The organism is Rhodoferax aquaticus, from assembly GCF_006974105.1.
Taxonomy (GTDB): domain Bacteria; phylum Pseudomonadota; class Gammaproteobacteria; order Burkholderiales; family Burkholderiaceae_C; genus Allorhodoferax; species Allorhodoferax aquaticus_A.
Window position 1 is genome coordinate 1,837,257 of record NZ_CP036282.1, and the last position, 20,467, is coordinate 1,857,723.

Sequence of the window (20,467 nt, forward strand, 5' to 3'; positions counted from 1 at the left end):
GGCGCTTTGTCCGCAGCGGCATCGCCGACGTGCGCTATTTCTCCGTCGCACTGATCGCTGCACTGATCCCCGCCATACGCTGGGCATGCGCAAGGCTGGCTGGGGCCATAGGCGCGCGCAAGCCGTTGGTCAGCAAACCTTGGTGCGCTAGCAGCGCTTTGATGGGGGCGGGGTTGGGTTCTGCGAATGTTGCCTCAATCAAAGGCAGCAGGGGTCGCCACAGCGCTTGGGCTTTGCGTAGGTCGCCTTGGTCGATGCAGCGCATCATTTCCACCCATTGGCGCGTGTGCACATGGCCGGTAGCGGCAATGGCACCTGCGCCACCCAGGGCCAGGGTGCTGAAGACGTTGATGTCGTCCCCCGCCAGCACTTGCAAACTGCCCTCGGCAATCAAGGCTTGGGTTTTTGCAGTGTCGCCACCACAGTCTTTGATCGCCACGACGCGGGCATGCTGTGCCAGTGCGCGCAGGGTGGCTAACTGCAGCTGCACGCCCGTGCGGCTGGGAATGTCGTACACGATGAGGGGCAGGGGGCTTGCGTCGGCAATGGCGGTGAACCACTGCAGCAATCCGTCTTGGGAGGGGCGAATGTAGTGGGGCGCAGGCACCAAAAGCCCCGCCAAGGGGTAACTCGCCAATGTGTTCACCCACTCCAGGGTGTCACCCAAGTGGTAGCCAGAGAGCCCCATTACCAGCGGGATGCCATTGGCTGCGCTATGCACGGTATTCAGCACGGCAAGCTGCTCGTCCTTGCTGAGGGATGCGGCCTCACCCGTAGAGCCGCACACCACAATGCCCGCAATGCCTTGGGGCACCAAATGCTGCACCAGCTTGCGAAGTGCCGTGTGGTCTACCGCACCATCGATAAAAGGGGTGACCAGTGGGATCCACAGGCCGTTGAATTGGGAAGTAACTTGCACGCGCATATCCTTTTCAAACAAAAGACCGATAGGTAAACCATCGTCAGGTGCGCGGTGGGTGCTAGAAAGAGTTGGGGGTTTCTTGGCAGTTCCATCGCTCATCTGAGGACGGAACCGCAGCCCCGATCAGATGAGCTTTGGTTTTTTAGACTTGCTTGCAAGCGCGCAGGCCAGATCCAAGGCCGTAGGGCCTTGGAGTGGGTGGGTGTGGATTGCAAACATAGGGAGCATGGTAGCAGCAGTTGTGAGGCTGAATGACTTCTGAGCGTAAGCAATGCCACAATCCAAAGCCTGTTCCTGCCGTGTTGTGTGCCATGTCTAATCCTTCTCGCGTCGCGATCCAAACCCAAGACTTTGATGTCAGTGCCGAACTTGCAGCCTTGCGTTTGCATGATGGTCGGGTCGGTGCGGTGTGCAGTTTTGTGGGCACAGTCCGCGAGCGGACCTCCGGAGTTGCCGGGCAGGTGCATTGCATGGAGCTAGAGCACTACCCCGGCATGACCGAGACATCCATAGAAGCCATGATAGATGCGGCCCAACAGCGTTTTGACATCTATGCGGCCCGCGTGGTGCACCGCGTAGGGGTGCTCAACGCAATGGACCAAATTGTGCTGGTGGCGGTGACCTCCGCGCACCGTGGCCAGAGTTTTCAAGCGTGTGAGTTCTTGATGGATTACCTCAAGACGCAGGCCCCCTTTTGGAAAAAGGAGCATGGCCCCCAAGGCGCGCAGTGGGTTGATGCGCGCGTGGCCGACGAAGCCGCCGCAGCGCGTTGGGGTGATTGGCGCACTTGATTTTCACAGTGCGGGGGCGATTACTTTTGCAAATGGGGCCATGCGTGCGTATCACACGCGCGTTTGACCTGCATCAACCTAATCGCTAGTGCGTGGCGCATACAGTCTTGAAATGCGGCGCTTAGTCACAAGCTGAGAGCCAATATTGCTTTGTAAGGATTGGCTATGCGAATCGAAAAACTCACCACCAAATTTCAAGAAGCATTGGGCGAAGCCCAATCACTGGCGCTGGGCAATGACCATGCCTATATTGAGGCGGCCCATGTGCTGGTCGCCATGCTGCGCCAAGACGATGGCCCTAAGGCCTTGCTGCAGCGCGCCGGGGTCAATATTGCCGGCCTGCTGAGTGCGGCCGAAGGCGCTATGAAGAAACTGCCGCAAGTGCAAGGCCACGAGCAAGTGACTGTGAGCCGTGACATGGTGAGCTTGCTGCAAGCGGCCGAGAAAGAGTCCATCAAGCGGGGCGACCAGTTCGTGGCAGGTGAGCTCTTTTTGTTGGCGGTGGCCGATAGCAAAGCCGACATTGGCAACCTGGTGCGTGCCAACGGCTTGACGCGCAAGAGTTTGGAAAGCGCTATTGACGCAGTGCGCGGCGGGCAAAACGTGGACAGTGCTGATGCCGAAGACCAACGCGAGTCGCTCAAAAAATACTGCATCGACCTGACCGAGCGCGCGCGCTTGGGCAAGCTAGACCCGGTGATTGGCCGTGACGATGAAATTCGGCGCGCCATTCAAGTGCTGCAGCGCCGTACCAAAAACAACCCTGTGCTCATAGGCGAACCCGGCGTGGGCAAGACCGCGATTGTGGAAGGCCTGGCGCAGCGCATTGTGGACGGTGCGGTGCCTGATTCGCTCAAGGGCAAGCGTGTGCTCAGCCTGGACATGGCCGCACTTTTGGCGGGGGCCAAGTTCCGTGGTGAGTTTGAAGAGCGCCTGAAAAACGTGCTCAAAGACTTGGCCAAAGACGAGGGGCAAACCATTGTTTTCATCGACGAGCTGCACACCATGGTGGGCGCAGGCAAAGGCGAGGGTGCCATGGACGCCGGCAACATGCTCAAGCCCGCTCTGGCACGTGGCGAGCTGCATTGCGTGGGTGCCACTACCTTGGATGAATACCGCAAGTACATTGAAAAAGACGCTGCGTTGGAGCGCCGCTTCCAAAAAATCTTGGTGGGCGAACCCACCGTAGAGGCCACCATCGCCATTTTGCGTGGGCTGAAAGAGCGCTATGAAACCCACCACGGCGTGCAGATAACCGACCCTGCCATCGTGGCCGCTGCAGAGCTGTCTAACCGCTACATCACCGACCGCTTTTTGCCGGACAAGGCCATTGACCTGATCGACGAGGCGGCCAGCAAGATCAAGATCGAGCTGGATTCCAAGCCCGAGGTCATGGACAAGAAAGACCGCCGCCTGATTCAACTGCAAATCGAGCGCGAAGCGGTGAAGCGTGAGAAAGACGAGGCTTCACAAAAGCGCCTGGAGCTGATCAACGAAGAGATCACCACGCTGCAAAAAGAGATCGCCGACTTGGACGAGTTGTGGAAGGCCGAAAAGGCGCAAGCCCAAGGCTCCAAGACCATCATGCAAGAGGTGGAGAAGCTGCGCTTCCAAATCAAAGAGCTCACGGACAAGGGCGACTTCAACAAGGCCGGCGAACTGCAATACGGCAAGCTGCCTGAGCTGGAAAAACGCTTGAAAGATGCCCAAGCCCAAGAGGCCGGCAAGGCCAAAGACGCCAAGGATGGTGGGCGCACCCAGCTGCTGCGGACCATGGTGGGCGCCGACGAAATTGCCGAGGTGGTGAGTCGTGCCACTGGGATTCCAGTGTCCAAAATGCTGCAGGGTGAGCGCGACAAGCTGCTGCAAATGGAGGCCAAGTTGCACGACCGCGTGGTCGGCCAAGATGAAGCCATTGCGGCCGTGGCCAATGCGATTCGCCGTTCACGCTCGGGCCTGTCGGACCCGAACCGGCCTACCGGCTCTTTCCTGTTCCTGGGTCCCACCGGCGTGGGCAAGACCGAGCTATGCAAGGCGCTGGCGGGCTTTATGTTCGACAGTGAAGAGCACTTGGTGCGCATCGATATGAGCGAGTTCATGGAGAAGCATTCTGTGGCGCGACTGATCGGTGCGCCCCCCGGCTATGTGGGCTACGAAGAGGGTGGCTACCTGACCGAAGCTGTGCGCCGTAAGCCCTATAGCGTGCTGCTGTTGGACGAAGTCGAGAAGGCGCACCCAGACGTGTTCAACGTGCTGCTGCAAGTGCTGGACGATGGCCGCCTGACCGACGGCCAAGGCCGCACGGTGGACTTCAAGAACACGGTGATTGTGATGACCAGCAACATCGGCAGCCAGCTCATCCAGAGCATGGTGGGGCAGGATTACGAGGACGTGAAAGAAGCGGTGACGGGCGAGCTGAAGAACCACTTCCGTCCCGAATTTTTGAACCGCATTGACGAAACGGTGGTCTTCCATTCACTGGACGCTGAGCACATCGCGTCTATCGCCAAGATCCAGCTCGCTACGCTGATGGCACGCCTGGCCAAGATGGACTTGACCTTGCAAGTGAGCGATGCCGCAGTGGCTGAGCTGGCAAAGGTGGGCTTTGATCCGGTGTTCGGTGCGCGGCCTTTGAAGCGTGCCATACAACAGCGCATTGAAAACCCGCTGTCCAAGCTCTTGTTGGAAGGCAAGTTTGCGCCCAAGGACGTCATTCCGGTGGATGTAGACCCCATCAACGCGCCAGGCCAGTTCAGCTTCTCGCGCGTGGTGCACTAAAGCGAATCGCTAGCCCGCCTCGGCCATCATCGATGCCGTGCGTGGTGCTAGCAGCAGGTCTTTAAACGCCTGCCATAAGGCGTCAGCTTTGTTGTTCGAGTTGCTCAGGCCGGTGCCAGCACCTGCTTGGGCTTCCACGTAGCGCTGCACCACGTCTTGGCCCAGGTTGTAGTTGATGACGTAAGAGCGGTTGTGCTCAATAAAAGCTAGGCGCTGCGTGGCGCGCTTTTCGTCGTACAGGGAGTACTGCATGAGCAAAGCGATAGCGCCGGCACGGTCTATTTCGCCGTCCAGATAGCGCTGTGCCACCATATTGCCGGCGTAGGAGAGCTTTTGCACTATGCCTTGCACTTGGTAGTAGTGCTGCGCAGTACGTGGGTCTAGGCCTGCCAAGGGAAACAAGGTGCTTTGTTCAAACGCCAAGCGCTCTTCATGTGGAAACACCACGCTGATGCCGTAGTTAGCGCTGCCCTCTGACAAGAACGCCATGGGCGAATACAGGGGAAACACGCTGTACTCCAGCCAGCCTTTTTCGCGCACCAAATGCTGCTCGGTAAGCAGGTGGAACACATGGTGGCCGGGGTAGCCCTCGTGGCTGGCTAAGTCAATGGCGCGGCTGATGGGCATGGGCAAGTCGGTGTTCACCTGAATCAGGCTGTAGCTATTGCCCTTGTACCAGTTGTACGCGCTCCACACCTGGTTCTGCACGTACTCCACGGTAAAGCGCTCATGCTCGGGCAAGTTGATATAGCGCTTGCTGCGCTGGCGAGACTCGGCAATGGCGGCAGAGAACACCGCATCCAAGCGATCGACAGGAATCTCAAACCGCCGGTTCAACGCCACCATGCGTGCTTGCACGCTGCCAGTGCCCGGAAGCAGACTGTCTAACTCTGAGACGATGGCGGCTAGCTCTGCCTCTTGCAAGCGTGGCGATACCGCGTCATACAGCGCTTGTGACTCGGCATCAAAGCTTTGGCGTTGCCCCATCAGGTGGCGTATGTGGCTACACACAGCGTCTATGTGCTTGCCCAAGAATGTGGCGCGCAGCGCTTGGTCGGCGGGGGCTGTCGCTTGGGCAAACTCTGCGGCCAAGCGTTCGCCTTGCTCTAGTAAATCGGGCAGGGCCAATGTCGCCACCTGCGCTTGCCACTCGGGCGGGCCATAGTAGGCATCCACATACGAGCGGTCGTGCTGACCGACCGACAAAACCAGTTGGACATAGCGTTGGGCAAAGGGATTGAATGACATGGAGGCTAATGGCTGGCTAGTTGCAGAAAGTGGGCCGTTGGGCAGCGCAGCATCATAACCGTGCCTTGTTCCGGCGCTGTAGGTGAAATTTTGAAGAAATAGGGTCTTTGCGCCCATGGGTATTGCGCAAGTAGCTATCGTTTGTATAGCAATGGTGAGGTGGCGCAAGACTGGATAATGCAGCCATGCCCTCCCGCTTGAGCCCCACACCCAGCAGCTTTGTGTTTCGCCCGCGCCTGACCTTGCAAACCTTGAGCCGGGGTGACGGTTTGCTGGGCTTGAAACCATTTGCCAAGCTGGGCCCACGCGGAGACCGTGTGACGGTGGCTGCGGTGGAGTGGACCTACCAGCTAGACGGTCGCACGGTGTGGCAAGGCCCCGCGCCTAGCTCAGTGCTCAACACCCGGCCAGCTGCCGCGTTGGACGTGATTGCGGGCGATGGAGCCTTGCTTACCTTGGAGCGTGACCTTGACGCAGAGCGCGACGCTGCTGATGTGCTGCGCGACCTAGGGCTGCACCCCATTCCGACGGAGGCCTTTCAGTGGCGTCACCCAGACGCTGCACCCGACTTGCCGCAAGTGTGGACCTTGGCGCAAGAGGCCTTTTTTGGTGACTTTTGGGCAGACCAGGTGCCTGTGCTGCAGGCCAAGGGCTGGTCGGTGGTGGTGAAGCCAGGCTTTGCCCATGAAAGCGTGCCCGTGCAGGCCTGGCGCTTGGTGGTGGAGCCAGACACGGGTGAAGTCATAGGCCGAGAGTTGTACGGTCCCTTGGCTCCTCGCATCGCACCGGTGGAGAAATTGGGCTTGCCCGCACGTGAAGGTGCGTGGCTATTGAGCTTGGGCGTTGAGATTGATGGGCAGGTGCTAGACCTAGCCCCCATGCTGGCCGACCTGTTGCGCCGCGATGCGCGCTGGCTGAGTGCCCAGCACATTGCAGAAATCGACGACCTGGCCATCATCGTGCTGCGCGCTCCGGGTGGTAGACGCATTGATGCCCCCGCCGCGCCTCTCAAGGCCATTGTGGGCGCCATGGTGGACTTGCTCACTGACCCACGCCGCACGCCGGTGGACGGTGGCCCTATGCGCTTTAGCGCTTGGGATGCAGAGCGCTTGGACGCACTGCGGGCCAGCTTAAGCGCGATGCCCGGTAGCCCCAGCGCATGGCAGCTGCAGGGCGAGGCGGGGCTGCGCAGCCTAGCCCAGCGCTTGCGGGCCATCGGCGTGCCCCAGCCCGTGGCGCAGCCGCAGGGCTTGGCCGTGCAACTGCGCCCCTACCAGCTGCAAGGCTTGGCCTGGCTGCAGTACCTGCGGGCGCAGCACTTGGGCGGCATCTTGGCCGACGACATGGGCCTTGGCAAAACCGCGCAGGTCTTGGCCCATGTACTGCTAGAAAAGCAAGAGGGGCGTCTGACCTTGCCCGCTTTGGTAGTGGTGCCCAGTTCGCTGGTGTTTAACTGGCGGCAAGAAGCGCAGCGCATGGCCCCAGACTTGCGGGTGCTGGCACTGCAAGGTGCGCAGCGCGATGCAGAGTTTGATCGCATGGCGCAGCACGATCTGGTGCTGACCACCTACCCCTTGGTCTGGCGTGACATCGACGCCTTGGCACGCCAGTGCTTTCACCTGTTGGTGCTGGATGAAGCGCAAATGGTGAAGAACGCAGCCGGCCGGTCCGCTAGGGCATTGCGCCAGCTGCAAGCCCGCCACATGCTGTGCATAACAGGCACACCGCTGGAGAACCATTTGGGCGAGCTGTGGGCGCAGTTTGACTTTTTGATGCCCGGCTTCTTGGGTGATGCGCGCAGCTTTGGCCGCATATGGCGCAAGCCCATTGAAGAAAACGGAGAGACCTTGCGCGCGCAGCTATTGGCGCAGCGGGTGCGTCCGTTCATCTTGCGGAGGCGCAAAGCGGAGGTCGCCAGCGAATTGCCACCTAAGACGGACATCACCGTGCGGCTAGCGCTTCAAGGCCAACAGCGTGAGCTCTACGAGGCCGTGCGCGCCGCCGCCGATGTGCAAGTGCGCCGGGTGTTGCAGCGCCAAAGCTTTGCGGGCGCCCAGATCAGCATTCTGGATGCCCTGCTCAAGCTGCGCCAAGTTTGCTGCGACCCATTCCTGCTCAAAGGGCGCAATACGCCTGTGACTATGGAGCGAGCCAAGCTCGCATGGCTGGGGGAGACCTTGCCCGTTTTGGTGGAAGAAGGGCGGCGGGTGCTGGTGTTCTCACAGTTCACCGAGATGCTGGGCCTTGTGGCCGACGCGCTGGTGGCCCTCAACCTGCCTTTTGTGAGCCTGACCGGGCAAACGCGCCTAGGGGCAGGGCGCCTGGGGCGCTCTGCGGTGGTGCATCAGTTTCAAGCGCTGCAAGTGCCCATCATGTTGGTAAGTCTTAAAGCCGGTGGGGTGGGCCTGAACCTTACCGCGGCGGACACGGTGGTTCATCTAGACCCTTGGTGGAACCCTGCGGTGCAAGAGCAGGCCACCGCGCGGGCGCACCGCATCGGCCAAAGCCTGCCGGTGCAGGTGTACCACGTGGTGATTGACGGCAGCATTGAAGAGCGCATGCTGGAGCTGCAGCGCCGCAAACAGGCGCTTACAGAAGGTGTGCTGGGTGTGGACCCCGCCATCGCTACCAAGTTCAGTGAAGAGGATCTCCAAGCCTTGTTGATGCCACTGGCCTAGCGCTCAAAAAAAAGGCGTCCCCTTGGAAGCCGCATGAATAGGGGCTTTGGCGACTTGTACCGCTGAAAATCCACAAAGTTACCCACAGAAATTGTGGGCTTCCAGGAGTATCAGCGTGCTTTTTCTCTGAGGCGCGAGAACCCCAATGGCTTCATATTTGGACTTGGCACCAGCGGGCTTTGTCGGGCGCATTGGGGTAGGGAAAAGTCTCTGAAACTCTTGCAGCCGAATATCAGTAGGCGCTTGTTGCTATACAAAAAGTAGCGATAGTGCTGCCTCAGATTCCTCATCAGTGCAGCGTCTTAATTTTGACCCATTGGCAAGTGCTTGGCATGTAAGCGGGGGCATGTGGCAATTGCTCTCTGCCTAGGGCTGCGGTTATCCACATTCGGGGTCGGACGTGAACTGCTCGCGGAGCGTCATGGCCAAACCGGTGAAACGCTCGCTTCTGTCTACGCGGGCTGGGCTGGCGTGGGGCTATGGAGCGGGTGCTACTCAGCGGCTTACTTGGGCTGGCCTGATCTGCGCTCTGGGCAAAAAAGCACATGCGCCGCGGCAATCGCCCCAATCCCGCATGGATACTGGCTTCTGCTTCCTGAAACGATAGCAGTCCACAAAGTTATCCACAGATATGGAGTCCGAGTGTGGGCAAATTCAGGTCGTAAAGTCGCCGCATTTAGGTTTTATAAGCACTAGCACGAAACCAGTGTGGTTTCGGTTTTGGCCTGGTGTGAAGTGTTAAATATTTGTTAAAAGTACTTTACATTGTGGCCGTGTAATGGTTTGGTGCTATGGTTTAGAGAGCAAAAAAATGTTTCCAAGGCCAGCCCTCGTTGGGTGCTTAAACTTTAAGCAAGCCAGTGAAACCCGCATGGTTACTGGCTTTCCTCAGTTGCCCCCATGGTGCTCCCCAAACTTATCCACAAAACATGTGGAGCGGGGTTTTCGCTAGCTGAGAGACTTATGTGGTAGGCGCGCAGCCACGATTTAACGGGTTTTTTGCTGCGCACTTCATAAACGCAATGCTGTGCAGCTTACGCTTTGGCGCTTAGTCTTTAGGTGTGTGAATGATGATGAGCACCGGGGGAACCCGGCCGTCGACATCACGAGGCAGCGTCTCTGTCTTGTTGATCGCGTTGATCACGGCATCGTCCCATGACTTCACGCCGCTGCTCTTGATGATCTTGACGCTCATGATGGTTCCATCAGAGAGGGTGCGCACCTCGGCCTCGGTACTGGGGTTACCCACCAAAGACTCGGTAAACGTCGTGTTGCGCCTGAGAATCGCCTTGATGCGGCCGGCATAGCTTGCCGATGGTCCCGCACTCTTTGCTGCGCTGCCAGAACCATTCGGGTCGCTGCTGGTGGAGGCAGCGTTGGCCAACTGCAGCATGCGTTGGACTGTCTTTTGGTGCTCTAGGTCCCGAGCTTTGGCTTCCGCTTTAGCTTTGGCTTCTTTGTCTTTGGCCAATGCCGCATCTTTTACGTCTTTGGCGCGCTGCTCTTCAAGTTTTTTGTCCTTAGCCGCTTTGTCAGCTTTCTCTTTTTGCAGCTTTTCTTTGGCTTCTAGCTCTTTGGCACGTTTGTCTTGTTCTTGCTTTTCCAGAGCGAGCTTTTGCTGGCGCTCTTGTTCTTTCTCTTTGCGGGCCTTTTCCTTAGCCAAAGCAATATCTGCATCGGCGACTTGCTTGACCGGCGGAGCAGGCGTCTCCACGGGCTTTACAGGTTCTGGTTGCGTTAGTTCCTCGACAGGCTCCGCAGGTGCCGCAGTTTGCGGAATACTGGCCCATAGCTCAGCTTGCGCAGTCACAGGCGGCAAAGTTCGCTTCCATTGCACCCCAATGGTTAGCACCGCCACCAAGACACCGTGCGCGATGATGGCGAGCGCCACTGCCCTCAAAAATCCTGGAGGTCGTGGTGGAGCAAACTCGTTGTGACTGTAGAGCGTAGCCATGCCGCAGTTAGTTCACCATTTGGACCGACAGGCCTACGCGTTGAATGCCTGCCCTTTGCAAGGTGTCCATCACCTTCACCACGCTCTCGTACTTGACGGATTTGTCTGCGCTGATGATCACGGCCGAATTGCTCGCATTTGCAGCTGCACCACCTGCGGCAGGCTTGTTTTGCGCTGCCTTCACTGCACTTGCCAGTTCTTTAAGTGGCAATTTGCTCGTCTTGTCATTGATCTTTAACTCAAGAATATCTTCTGTTTTTCCCAGAATCACTTGAATGATTTGATCAGGCTGCTTGGCCGCTTTGCCAATACTTGGCAGGTCGATCATGCTGGGTGTAATCAGCGGCGCGGTCACCATAAAAATGATGAGTAGCACCAACATGACGTCAATAAAGGGCACCATGTTGATTTCGTTAATGGTGCGCCTACCGCGGCCGCGACTGACTAGAGAGGGCATAGCACAGCTTCCTTGTAGGTCTAAGCAATCAAGCCCATTAGCGTTGCGCAGCAGTTTGCGCGCTTACATTGCGCTGCAAGATATTGGAGAACTCTTCAATAAAGGTCTCTTGGTGGGTGGCGATGCGGTCGATGTCCCGGGCAAAACGGTTGTAAGCCACAACCGCCGGAATGGCAGCGAACAAGCCAATTGCGGTAGCGACCAACGCTTCAGCAATTCCAGGGGCTACCGTAGCGAGGGTGACTTGCTGCAAAGAAGCCAAGCCTGTAAACGCGTGCATGATTCCCCACACCGTGCCAAATAGCCCTACGTAGGGAGACACTGAACCGACCGACGCGAGAAACGACAGATTGCTCTCAACAACGTCCATTTCACGTTGAAAGCTGGCCCGCATGGCGCGGCGTGCACCGTCCATGAGCGTGCCGGCGTCTGTAATGTGGCGTTCACGCAGTTTTTGGTATTCACGCATACCACTCGCAAAAATGCGCTCCATAGGCCCAGAGTTCGCCACATTCTTTGTGGCTGCGGCAAAAAGCTCGTTGAGACTGGTTCCAGACCAGAAGTCCCGCTCAAAGGCATCATTCTGGGTTTTGACCTTGCCTAGTGAAAACAACTTGCGAAAAATGGCGGCCCAACTGGCAATCGAAATGCCCATGAGCAGCAGCATGACCGCTTGCACCACAGCACTTGCGTTGAGTATCAGGTGAAGTATCGATAGGTCTTGGTTCATAGCAATCTAAGTGAAGAACGAATTACAGTAGCACCGCGCGCAGCCGGGTCACCGCGGTGCGCAATTGCTCCATAGAGCTGGCGGTAGAAAAACGCACAAACTGCTGTGTTTGGGCAGAGCCGAAGTCACGACCGGGCGTCACTGCAACGTGCGCACGTTGCATGATGTCAAAAGCAAATTCCCAGCTGTCTTTGAGGCCGAGCTTGGCACAGGCTTGCGTGCAGTCTGCCCAAGCATAGAAGGCTCCATCTGGCATCACGGGCACATGCAAGCCCAGCTCGTTTAGCTGGGGGATAAAGTAGTCACGCCGTGCTTTGAACTCTGCTCTGCGCTGCTCGTACAGGGACAAACTCGCCTCTTCAAAGCAGGCCAAGGCTGCATGTTGCGCAATGGTGCTGGGGCAAATAAACAAGTTCTGGGCGAGGCGTTCAATCACTTCGACCAAGGTGTCTGGGACCACCATCCAACCCAAGCGCCACCCCGTCATGTTGAAGTATTTGCTAAAGCTATTGATGCTGATGATGCTGTCGTCCAGCGACAGCGCGGACTGTCCGTACTCTGCGTCAAAGCTAAGGGGGAGGTAGATCTCGTCGACCAAGGTCACGCCGCCCCGGGACTGCACCACTTGATGGATGCGCCTGAGTTCGTGGGGCGATACCGAGGTGCCCGTGGGGTTGGATGGTGATGCCAAGACCACTCCCCGCGTGTGTGGACCCCATGCAGCTTGGACTTGGTCCGCGGTGAGTTGAAATCGCCCCGCAGCAGTGGTCGCAAGCAAGACCGGGGTCGCCTCAGCGGCGGTAACAAATTGGCGGTTGCAAGGGTAGCTAGGGTCGGGCATGAGCACTTCATCACCGGCCCCAAATAAAGCTAAACACGCCAGATGGAGCGCAGCGGATGCACCTGCCGTCACCACAATGCGGCTTGGGGCGACCTGTATACCAAAACGACTAGCGTACCAATGGCTAATGCGCTCCCGCAGCATGGGCAGTCCCGTTGCGGCGGTGTACTGGGTGTTCCCGTCGTGTATCGCCCGCATTGCAGCCTCTTGGACCAAAGGGGCTGCCGTAAAGTCTGGTTCCCCGATGTTCAGAAACACCATAGGCGAGTCGGTGTGCGCGACTTTTTGCCCTAGGGCGGCCGCCGCTTTGGCAACCTCCATGACGTAAAAGGGGGCAATGTTGCGTGCACGGTCGGATAACTGCATGGGCTAAGTCCCCGATACGCTTAAGCGCGGGGCTTTTTGGCGCGGTCTGATTCCATTTCGGCGGCACGCAAGCTTGGCGCTATGCCATTAAGCACGCCATTGACGTACTTATGCCCGTCGGTACCACCAAACTCTTTGGCCAATTCAATGCACTCGTTGAGTACTACACGCCACGGCACATCAAGGCAATGCGACATTTCATAGGCACCAATCCACATGACGGCACGCTCGACCGGCGAGATCTCAGTCAGCGGTCTGTCCAGCAAGGGCACGATGAGGGCGTCCAACTTATCAGCTTCTTCTATGCAGCCATGGAGCAGGGAGTCAAAGTGGACGGCATCCGCCTTGCTAAAGCCCGCCAAATCCCGGGTAAAAAGGTCAATATCTGGAGCGGGGTTGCCGCCTACCAAGCTTTGGTAGAGACCTTGTAGCGCAAACTCTCTGGCGCGACTGCGGTCGGACTTGCTGCCTGCTTTGCGGGCACCGGTGCTTGTCAAGCCGGTCCGTGTCTGGCGCGGAGGGCGTTTTGAGGTGGATGGGGATTTTGTTTCGCTCATTAAATTGACTCCAGCAAATTGGCCATTTCAACGGCAACTCGGGCGGCATCACGCCCCTTTTCTTCTTGGCGGGCAACGGCCTGCGGCATATCTTCAGTCGTCAAGATGGCATTGGCAATGGGCAGTTGGTAGTCCAGTGAAATGCGGGTCACGCCTGCACCAGACTCGTTGGCCACCAACTCAAAGTGGTAGGTCTCGCCTCGAATGATGCAGCCCAAGGCTATCAATGCATCGTACTTGGACTTCTCTGCCATGCATTGCAGGGCAACCGCAACCTCCAGCGCACCAGGTACGGTGACATGGTCAATGTCTTTTTCAGATACGCCAAGCTTGATGAGTTCACTTTTGCAAGCTACCGCCAGCGCGTCCGTAATGCTGGCATTGAACCTAGCCTGCACAATACCTACGCTGAGTTTCTTGCCGTTAAGTCGGTTGTCGCTAGCGGCCATATTGCCTTTGTCTGCTCCAAACATAGTATTTCCCTGTGTTAATCGTCGTTACTTACTGACGTAGCCTGTGATCTCAAGCCCATAGCCCGTCATGCTTGGCATGCGACGGGGGCTGCCAAGCAAACGCATCTTGTGTACGCCGCAGTGTCGCAAGATTTGTGCACCGATACCGTAGGTGCGCAAATCCATACGGCCTCTGCTGGGCCCGTGGGTGGACTGTGCAGTACCTTCAAATTGCGAGAGCAACTGTTGTGCAGTCTCACCGCAATTGAGCAAAACGACAACGCCTTTCCCTTCGGTGTTGATATGCGACATGGCAGCATCCAAACTCCAGGAGTGCATAGACCTACCAATTTCTAACGCATCCAAGACAGAAAGAGGCTCATGTACCCGCGCGGCGACAGTGTCCCCAGCTTCCCACGTACCCTTGACCAACGCAAGGTGCACGCCGTGGCCCGCAGTGTCGCTAAATGCGTGGGCTGTGAACTCGCCGAACGCGGTATGGATGTTGCGGGAGCCGTGGGTCTTGATCAAGGATTCCACACGGCTACGGTACTCAATCAAATCGGCAATCGTGCCGATTTTCAAACCGTGCTCTGCGGCGAACAATTGCAAATCGGGGAGGCGGGCCATCGTGCCGTCGTCCTTCATGATTTCGCAGATGACAGATGCTGGTGAGCAGCCCGCCATAGCGGCTAGATCACAGCCCGCTTCCGTGTGGCCAGCGCGCATGAGCACGCCGCCGTCCACTGCCTGTAGCGGGAAGATGTGTCCAGGTTGTACCAAGTCGTCAGGAATCGCGTTGTGCGCAACTGCTGCCTCAATAGTGCGTGCGCGATCAGCTGCAGAAATGCCGGTGGTAACACCTTCTGCCGCTTCAATAGAAACAGTGAATGCGGTGCCTTTTTTGTCGCCATTGCGCGCCGTCATGGGCGGGAGTTGCAGTCGCTCGCAGCGTTCACGGGTGAGCGTCAGGCAAATCAAGCCTCGGCCATAGCGGGCCATGAAGTTAATGCCCTCCGCTGTGACGTGGTCGGCCGCCATGACCAGATCACCTTCATTCTCACGGTCTTCTTCGTCGACCAGAATCACAATGCGTCCGGCGCGCATATCCGCAACGATGTCTTCGACCGGTGAAATAGCGACGGGGGAGATGGCACTCATGGACAGAGCTTTCAAGTAAGTAAGTGAGTGATGCAAGGCATAAGAGTCTTCTTGCCCAAAGCAGGCATGGGCACCGGCAACTTAGGACGGAATCGCGTGTTCCACTTTTGCGGAGGACAGCATGCGCTCCACATAACGCGCGATCAAATCTATCTCGAGGTTGACGGTACTGCCGGCGCTTAGGCTGCCCAGTGCAGTATGGTCTATGGTGTGGGGTATGAGGTTAATGCTCACCTCGCATCCCTCAGCTTGGTCATCAATGCGGTTCACCGTTAAGCTCGCCCCGTTGACGGTAATGGAGCCTTTGTAGGCCAAGAACTTACCCAATTCCCGGGGGGCCAGTATGCGAAGTTCCCAGCTCTCACCAACCTTTGCGAAGTAGGTCACGGTCCCTATGCCATCAACATGGCCAGAAACAATGTGCCCACCTAAGCGGTCGTGTGCGCGCAGTGCTTTTTCGAGGTTGATGGGCCCCACCTGGGCAAGCCCTGAGGTCTTGTTCAGTGACTCTGCAGAAACATCGACGGTGAATTGCTGAGTGACAGTGTCGAAACTAGTGACTGTCATGCAAGCACCGTTTAATGCAATGCTGTCCCCCAAGCCTACGTCGTCCAAATACTGCGCAGGACATGCAATCGTCAAACGCTTGCCATAAGTTGAAGAACTGCCGAGGTCGTTAATGGCGGCGATGCGCCCTATGCCGGTGATGATTCCAGTAAACATGGGGCTATTTTCGCAGGGATTCGACCTAAAGTATGCCAGCATACCCCGAGCGTCGACAAATTTCTTTGGGTGGCTGGCTGCCCTTGCAATAAGCGGATCAATGGGCTATTTCCAACACTCTTTTACTGTCTTGGACCCTGAAGCCGATCGTGCGCCTACTTGATTCAAACCCATCGTCCCGCATTGGGTATCACCAGATTGGGCGCCTTTAGGTGTTGCATTGATGATAAAGGTGGTCGCTGTTGGGGCATTAGCGAACGCAAATGTATAGGTAGCCGACAAGTCTTGGGTGCAGGTGGTGCCGGGTAGAACTGCGGCGGCATAGCTCATTGTCGTAGTGTACTGTCGCTCCATCAATTGCCCCAATTCTACCAGGCAAGCTTTTGCCAGTACTCGGCGTGTTTTGATGATGTGTTCTTGATAGTTGGGCAATGCAATCATCGCCACGATAGAGATTATCGCGACAGTGATCATCAATTCGATCAAGCTAAATCCCCTGTTTCTTTTTTTCATGACTAATCCCTAATGATTTCTCGCCAAGAAATACGACCGCGAATGGGGGTGACGCCTGTGTTTAGAGACACATCGCCAACTGGGGTTCCTTTTTCACCCCCAGAGCCTCCGACCGCCAATCGGTTGCCCACTTTTGTTGCTTGGCTGGGGATTCCAACGCCTAAATCGATGGAGCCAATAAAGGTGGTTCCAACTTTATCGTTTTTGAAACCATCTTTTCCATCCACATCAATAATGCCAATGGGAAGAGCGCCACCTGTGTAAGGCGAGATAAAATTCATATAACCATTTCCGCTCGCGACACAGGGATCATTCGTTGCTGGAATCATTGAGCTTGCCACTAGGGTAGGTAATGCTAGTTTATAGACGATAGATTCGGTTGTGAATCGTTCGCCTTTTGAAACCTCCATATCGATATACCAGCCCATCTTGTTTTTCATATCGTCTTTCTCTGGCACGGAAAAAGTACGGACCGAATAACCTTCAAATGAGGTCGCTTTGCTCAAAGTACGTGCTTTCAGAGTAGACCTATCTGAATCAATAGGCGTGCCAGAGTCGATGAGTCCGTACCAAGATTGGATATGCGTGTCAGCGGGGTCGGTTGATGCGAAATATGAACCTGTACCAAAAAAACAAATCGTTTGCCAAAATTAATGTCTGTTGTTACATTGTTCACCGCAGAGCTAACCTTCGCTGTAATAGGCTGAGGTTGTCCGTCAGGGTGTATTGCGATAAATAAGGGTTTACCATCATTGGAGATCGTCCATTTAGAAGAGTCTTCCGAAGATACATCAAATTTCCATAGATTGCCTTTTAGATCACCTGCATAGATTAGGTCAACCAAACCATCTCCATTGGTATCTACCATCCCGGGAGTACTTAATCCATTATCGTTTGCTGCTTTCGTTGATATCTTCTTTACTTCAGTAATTGCGCCATTCACGTCCAGCATGAAAAAGTAGAGAACAGCAAGACCAGACGTGCTGTTGTACCCATTTCCAACGATCACAGCTGATTTCCCATTATTCATTTTGACCAAGGCGGGTCGACCAAGCATAAATCCCAAATCAAGGTCCGTTGATGCGGCGGAGCTGGCCGCCGGTGTGTATTCCCACAAGTGTTTAGTGGCATCGAAAGCAGCCGTGCTAGTCACATCTAAGGCAAACAGCCCTTTTCCCCCACGCCCAAGCGTGGCGAACAGATAGTTATTTCCGCCAGTGTTGGCTCCTCGTGATGTAATTTCGATCTCACCATCGACGTAGTAGTCATGTGTATAAAAAGGTGAGCTTAGTTTCTTGAGCTTAACAAGTGATGACTGTGGAATATGTGCGAATTGCTCTACTCCGTCTTGGGCGTTAAACGCATGCAACATTCCAGCATTTGATCCTACAAAAATAGTATCAGTATCTTTGAGGTAAATAGGAGATGAGTGAATGATGTCGCCTAGAACAGTGTCACTACGGTCTCGCAGTCTCCCGCCATTCTTGATTTCGTTGGTTCTCACGCCACGGAAGTAGTCCACAATTTCGCGTTCGCTACCTAGAATTTCCGCTACCATTTTATTGGTGCTAACGGCCTCCCACGTAAAGTTTCTGGCAACTCCGGTGCCATATTCATTGGGAGTGTCCGCTTTTAAAAAAATTTTTCTACTACTTGCTGCTGGCATTTTTGTTGAAGCTTTCCACGCGGTGTTCATACTAACCCCAGCGTTGGGTATTGGATAAGATACCAAATCTCCCGACCAATATTTTGCATCAAAGCGCGCTTGAAAGGTGCGTGCGCTTGTGCTCAATTTGGAGCTATTGGTAATAACATTGCTGGCACTTGAATTTGCTACGGAGATCGAGTCAAATGCTTTCTTAATGGTTTCTTTGAGTTTTATTGGGTTTTGTACCAAAAAATAGGTGTCTGGAACGCCGTTTGCATCCGAGTCCCATTCGGGTTGAAGATCAGGCATTCCGTTGTTATTTTTATCAGTAAAACCACCCCATTTTGCGGCATACCATAAAGGATCTTTGAGCAAGGTTGCCGCAGGAGTAGAGCTAGCGACAAATGTGCGCGTGTCTCCGGCGCTACCTATTGTCGGCAACCTATTGCAGGATACATCTGGTTTGTCATTGTCGCAAAATCCTGGCTCTTTGCCTGACGGAACATTGAGGAAGTAGGGAATGTCAACAAAGACATCCTTTTTGTTTTTCTGTGAATCTTGGACAACTAAATACACTCCGTCCTTAGTCGTTCCCGAGATAATGTAGCCCATGTTTTGGATAGCCCCACCTGCTTGATAGGTGGGTTTAACATTGACTTCAAGCGTTTTATCTTTAGTGAGTTTTATTTCATACTCGGTAATTGCATCCATATCGTGGTCCGCGCCTTGTTCAACGTCCTCGAAATTGATTTGGAACTTTGCGTAATAGCGCCCCTCATTGATGGAGCTATTCTTGTCATTAGTACCGGAGTTAGCTATGTTTGTGACATAAAAATCAACAATTTGATTTGTTGGTTGAAAGCCACCTTTTTTTGATGATTCAAGTACTGATTTGGCAAAAGGCACTAAAGTAATGGTCCTCCCGGAATCTACTGCAACCTCGATTTTTGGGAGCGGAGAGGCTAAGGCAACGCTAAAGGTATCAATCGATTGACTGCCCTTTACGTCAGACCGAATGTCATTTCTTTTGGCAAAGCTCGCAACAGACGCTGAGTAGTAACTCCCTTGTTTAGTTGGCTCCTCGGGTGCCAAGCCGCGAATGTTTTTCAGGGACTCAACATCTTTTGCGGATGGTGCGGAATCGAACACACCCTTTGATTCCCCAATAAATCTCTTGCCTACGATGGATGATTCGTTGCTGGAAATGGTATCCGCTTCTTTAGAAACATCTAAGCCAGAAACATCCCCACTAAATGGCTTACCTTTGGAGTCTTTGTATTGACTTCCTGGCAGTTGGTCTGAGTCATAGGATGGGTTGATGTCTGAAATCGTCAAGAAATTCGCCTTGGCGCACCAAGGTGACTTAGCAGCACTGCTCGTAGAATAAGGGTCATCCCATGTAGCACGGTTGAGTCCTACTTCGGCATCTATTACCGAGGTGGTAACCTGGTAGCTACTGGTGGCAACTTTCTTGCCTGCAAAATATCTCACGCCTTCGTACATCATTTCAGCAATTGGGTTGCCCCAGTCCGGGAATTTTCCCTCCGTCATAGCCTTTTCGCTCTCCCAGCCTCCTTTGTAGGAATTATCTGTCTTAGTATTATTAAAGTCTCTGATTCTGAATTTGTTAAAGGTTTCAACAATTGGTGCAGTTAGTGTAAAGACTCCTGTATCAGGGCTTACTTCACTCGAAAACTTTGAGACCACTTTCCTGAGTATGCCTCCAGATAGGTTTGAATCGTAACTTCCCGTAATTAGGCCAAATAGCATGGAATCATTTTCACCATAATCGTGCAATAATCCCGTGGGCTTGTATTTTGTTCCGTACTGTTTACAGCCGGAATTGAAAGCAGAAGTACATACCTCGACTCGAACTGTATAGTCTTTGCGTGTTCCACCATGTGTATTGTTAGCTAATACCGGGTTTTCGGTCGATGCCCAGTTCCAAATTCTGGTTGCTGTATCTGTCACTACGGACAGGTGCGGGGGCAGGTCACTGCAGTCATCGAGTCTTGTGCAAGACTTTCCGGCATTTTGGGTTAGGTTTCCAAACAAGTGGCGTTTGTTTTCCGAGGGCTGCTTAAGCGGAGTGTAGTCTGAGATCAAATAGCCATCTATCGACTTACTTGTGTATTCTTTTCCCCAAGAGTGGGCGTCTTGAGGAATATATGCTCGTCGCAGAATGGTTTGGTCGGCCGTATCAATTTCTCTATGCCCGCCATATAGCACCTTGCGAAGAGCATCTATTCGCGCGGTGGTCTGATAGTTCAGCCAGTTTCCTGACCAGGCATCTTTACATTTTCCACCGGTTGCGAGTGATGTAGGTGTAAATAGGCCATCTTTATCGGATTTGGCGTTGTGGCTGTAGCAGAGAGATGAATCAAATAACCCGTAGTATGTAATACTCGGCTTGAATCTGAGATCTATTGAACCATCGCCATCGATGTCTGCTGTGTCGTTGTACGACTCGTAAAACAACTTGTGGTCGCGACCGGCAACCAGCATGACCATTGGTTTTGCTGTTGTCTGAGTAAGTAGCGGCGTTGCAGGTATAGTAATAGCGTGAATCTCAATATTAAAGAAAAATAGGGTCGCAATGGCAAGACCCTGTATCAATAGTTTCCTTGCTGATATATTTTTCATATAGG

16 protein-coding genes are annotated in these 20,467 nt (G+C 54.8%); 3 read left to right on the forward strand and 13 right to left on the reverse strand.

Annotated features, from left to right (window positions below; all coding sequences use genetic code 11):
• Positions 1-34 precede the first annotated feature (34 nt).
• A complete protein-coding gene (dapA, locus tag EXZ61_RS08595; RefSeq protein WP_142810933.1) occupies positions 35-925 on the reverse strand; it encodes a 4-hydroxy-tetrahydrodipicolinate synthase in 891 nt (296 codons plus the stop codon).
• A gap of 308 nt (positions 926-1,233) precedes the next feature.
• Between dapA and EXZ61_RS08600 the strand changes: the two genes are divergently transcribed.
• Entirely contained in the window at positions 1,234-1,713 is a 480-nt protein-coding gene (locus EXZ61_RS08600; protein WP_142810935.1) for a molybdenum cofactor biosynthesis protein MoaE, read from the forward strand.
• A gap of 165 nt (positions 1,714-1,878) precedes the next feature.
• Positions 1,879-4,491, forward strand: coding sequence for an ATP-dependent chaperone ClpB (clpB, locus tag EXZ61_RS08605; RefSeq protein WP_142810937.1), 2,613 nt, complete (start codon positions 1,879-1,881; stop codon positions 4,489-4,491).
• A 9-nt stretch (positions 4,492-4,500) separates the two neighbouring features.
• Here the strand turns inward: clpB and EXZ61_RS08610 are convergent, their stop codons facing one another.
• Positions 4,501-5,739, reverse strand: a complete 1,239-nt coding sequence (locus EXZ61_RS08610; RefSeq protein WP_142810939.1) for a DUF885 domain-containing protein — start codon at positions 5,737-5,739, stop codon at positions 4,501-4,503.
• A gap of 185 nt (positions 5,740-5,924) precedes the next feature.
• Between EXZ61_RS08610 and EXZ61_RS08615 the strand changes: the two genes are divergently transcribed.
• A complete protein-coding gene (locus EXZ61_RS08615) occupies positions 5,925-8,417 on the forward strand; it encodes a DEAD/DEAH box helicase (RefSeq protein WP_142810941.1) in 2,493 nt (830 codons plus the stop codon).
• Positions 8,418-9,465: 1,048 nt separating this feature from the next.
• On the opposite strand, the gene tolA is transcribed toward EXZ61_RS08615, so the two are convergent.
• The 11 genes from tolA to EXZ61_RS08670 form a co-directional block, all read right to left on the reverse strand.
• Entirely contained in the window at positions 9,466-10,308 is an 843-nt protein-coding gene (gene tolA / locus EXZ61_RS08620; protein WP_237219130.1) for a cell envelope integrity protein TolA, read from the reverse strand.
• 70 nt (positions 10,309-10,378) lie between these two features.
• Positions 10,379-10,828 carry a biopolymer transporter ExbD gene (locus EXZ61_RS08625; RefSeq protein WP_142810945.1) on the reverse strand — a complete coding sequence of 150 codons (450 nt, stop codon included), beginning with the start codon at positions 10,826-10,828 and terminating at the stop codon, positions 10,379-10,381.
• Positions 10,829-10,865: 37 nt separating this feature from the next.
• Positions 10,866-11,558 (reverse strand): protein TolQ, encoded by a 693-nt coding sequence (gene tolQ, locus EXZ61_RS08630; RefSeq protein WP_142810947.1) that lies wholly within the window; start codon positions 11,556-11,558, stop codon positions 10,866-10,868.
• Between the two features lie 22 nt (positions 11,559-11,580).
• On the reverse strand, positions 11,581-12,765 hold the full coding sequence (locus tag EXZ61_RS08635) for a pyridoxal phosphate-dependent aminotransferase (RefSeq protein ID WP_142810949.1): 1,185 nt from the start codon (positions 12,763-12,765) through the stop codon (positions 11,581-11,583).
• A 20-nt stretch (positions 12,766-12,785) separates the two neighbouring features.
• Positions 12,786-13,322: a transcription antitermination factor NusB gene (gene nusB / locus EXZ61_RS08640; RefSeq protein WP_142810951.1), complete on the reverse strand. Its 537-nt coding sequence runs from the start codon at positions 13,320-13,322 to the stop codon at positions 12,786-12,788.
• Positions 13,322-13,795, reverse strand: a complete 474-nt coding sequence (ribH, locus tag EXZ61_RS08645; protein WP_142810953.1) for a 6,7-dimethyl-8-ribityllumazine synthase — start codon at positions 13,793-13,795, stop codon at positions 13,322-13,324. The genes nusB and ribH overlap by 1 nt, the downstream gene beginning before the upstream one ends.
• A 24-nt stretch (positions 13,796-13,819) precedes the next feature.
• Positions 13,820-14,935 (reverse strand): bifunctional 3,4-dihydroxy-2-butanone-4-phosphate synthase/GTP cyclohydrolase II, encoded by a 1,116-nt coding sequence (gene ribBA / locus EXZ61_RS08650; protein ID WP_142810955.1) that lies wholly within the window; start codon positions 14,933-14,935, stop codon positions 13,820-13,822.
• Between the two features lie 81 nt (positions 14,936-15,016).
• Positions 15,017-15,658, reverse strand: coding sequence for a riboflavin synthase (locus EXZ61_RS08655; protein ID WP_142810957.1), 642 nt, complete (start codon positions 15,656-15,658; stop codon positions 15,017-15,019).
• A gap of 105 nt (positions 15,659-15,763) precedes the next feature.
• The gene (locus EXZ61_RS08660; protein WP_142810959.1) at positions 15,764-16,171 is read right to left on the reverse strand and encodes a type IV pilin protein; all 408 of its coding nucleotides are present in this window, start codon (positions 16,169-16,171) and stop codon (positions 15,764-15,766) included.
• Between the two features lie 2 nt (positions 16,172-16,173).
• The gene (locus EXZ61_RS08665; protein WP_142810961.1) at positions 16,174-16,677 is read right to left on the reverse strand and encodes a hypothetical protein; all 504 of its coding nucleotides are present in this window, start codon (positions 16,675-16,677) and stop codon (positions 16,174-16,176) included.
• Between the two features lie 11 nt (positions 16,678-16,688).
• Complete coding sequence (locus tag EXZ61_RS08670) at positions 16,689-20,462, reverse strand: pilus assembly protein (RefSeq protein ID WP_142810963.1); 3,774 nt, start codon at positions 20,460-20,462, stop codon at positions 16,689-16,691.
• Between the last annotated feature and the right edge of the window lie 5 nt (positions 20,463-20,467).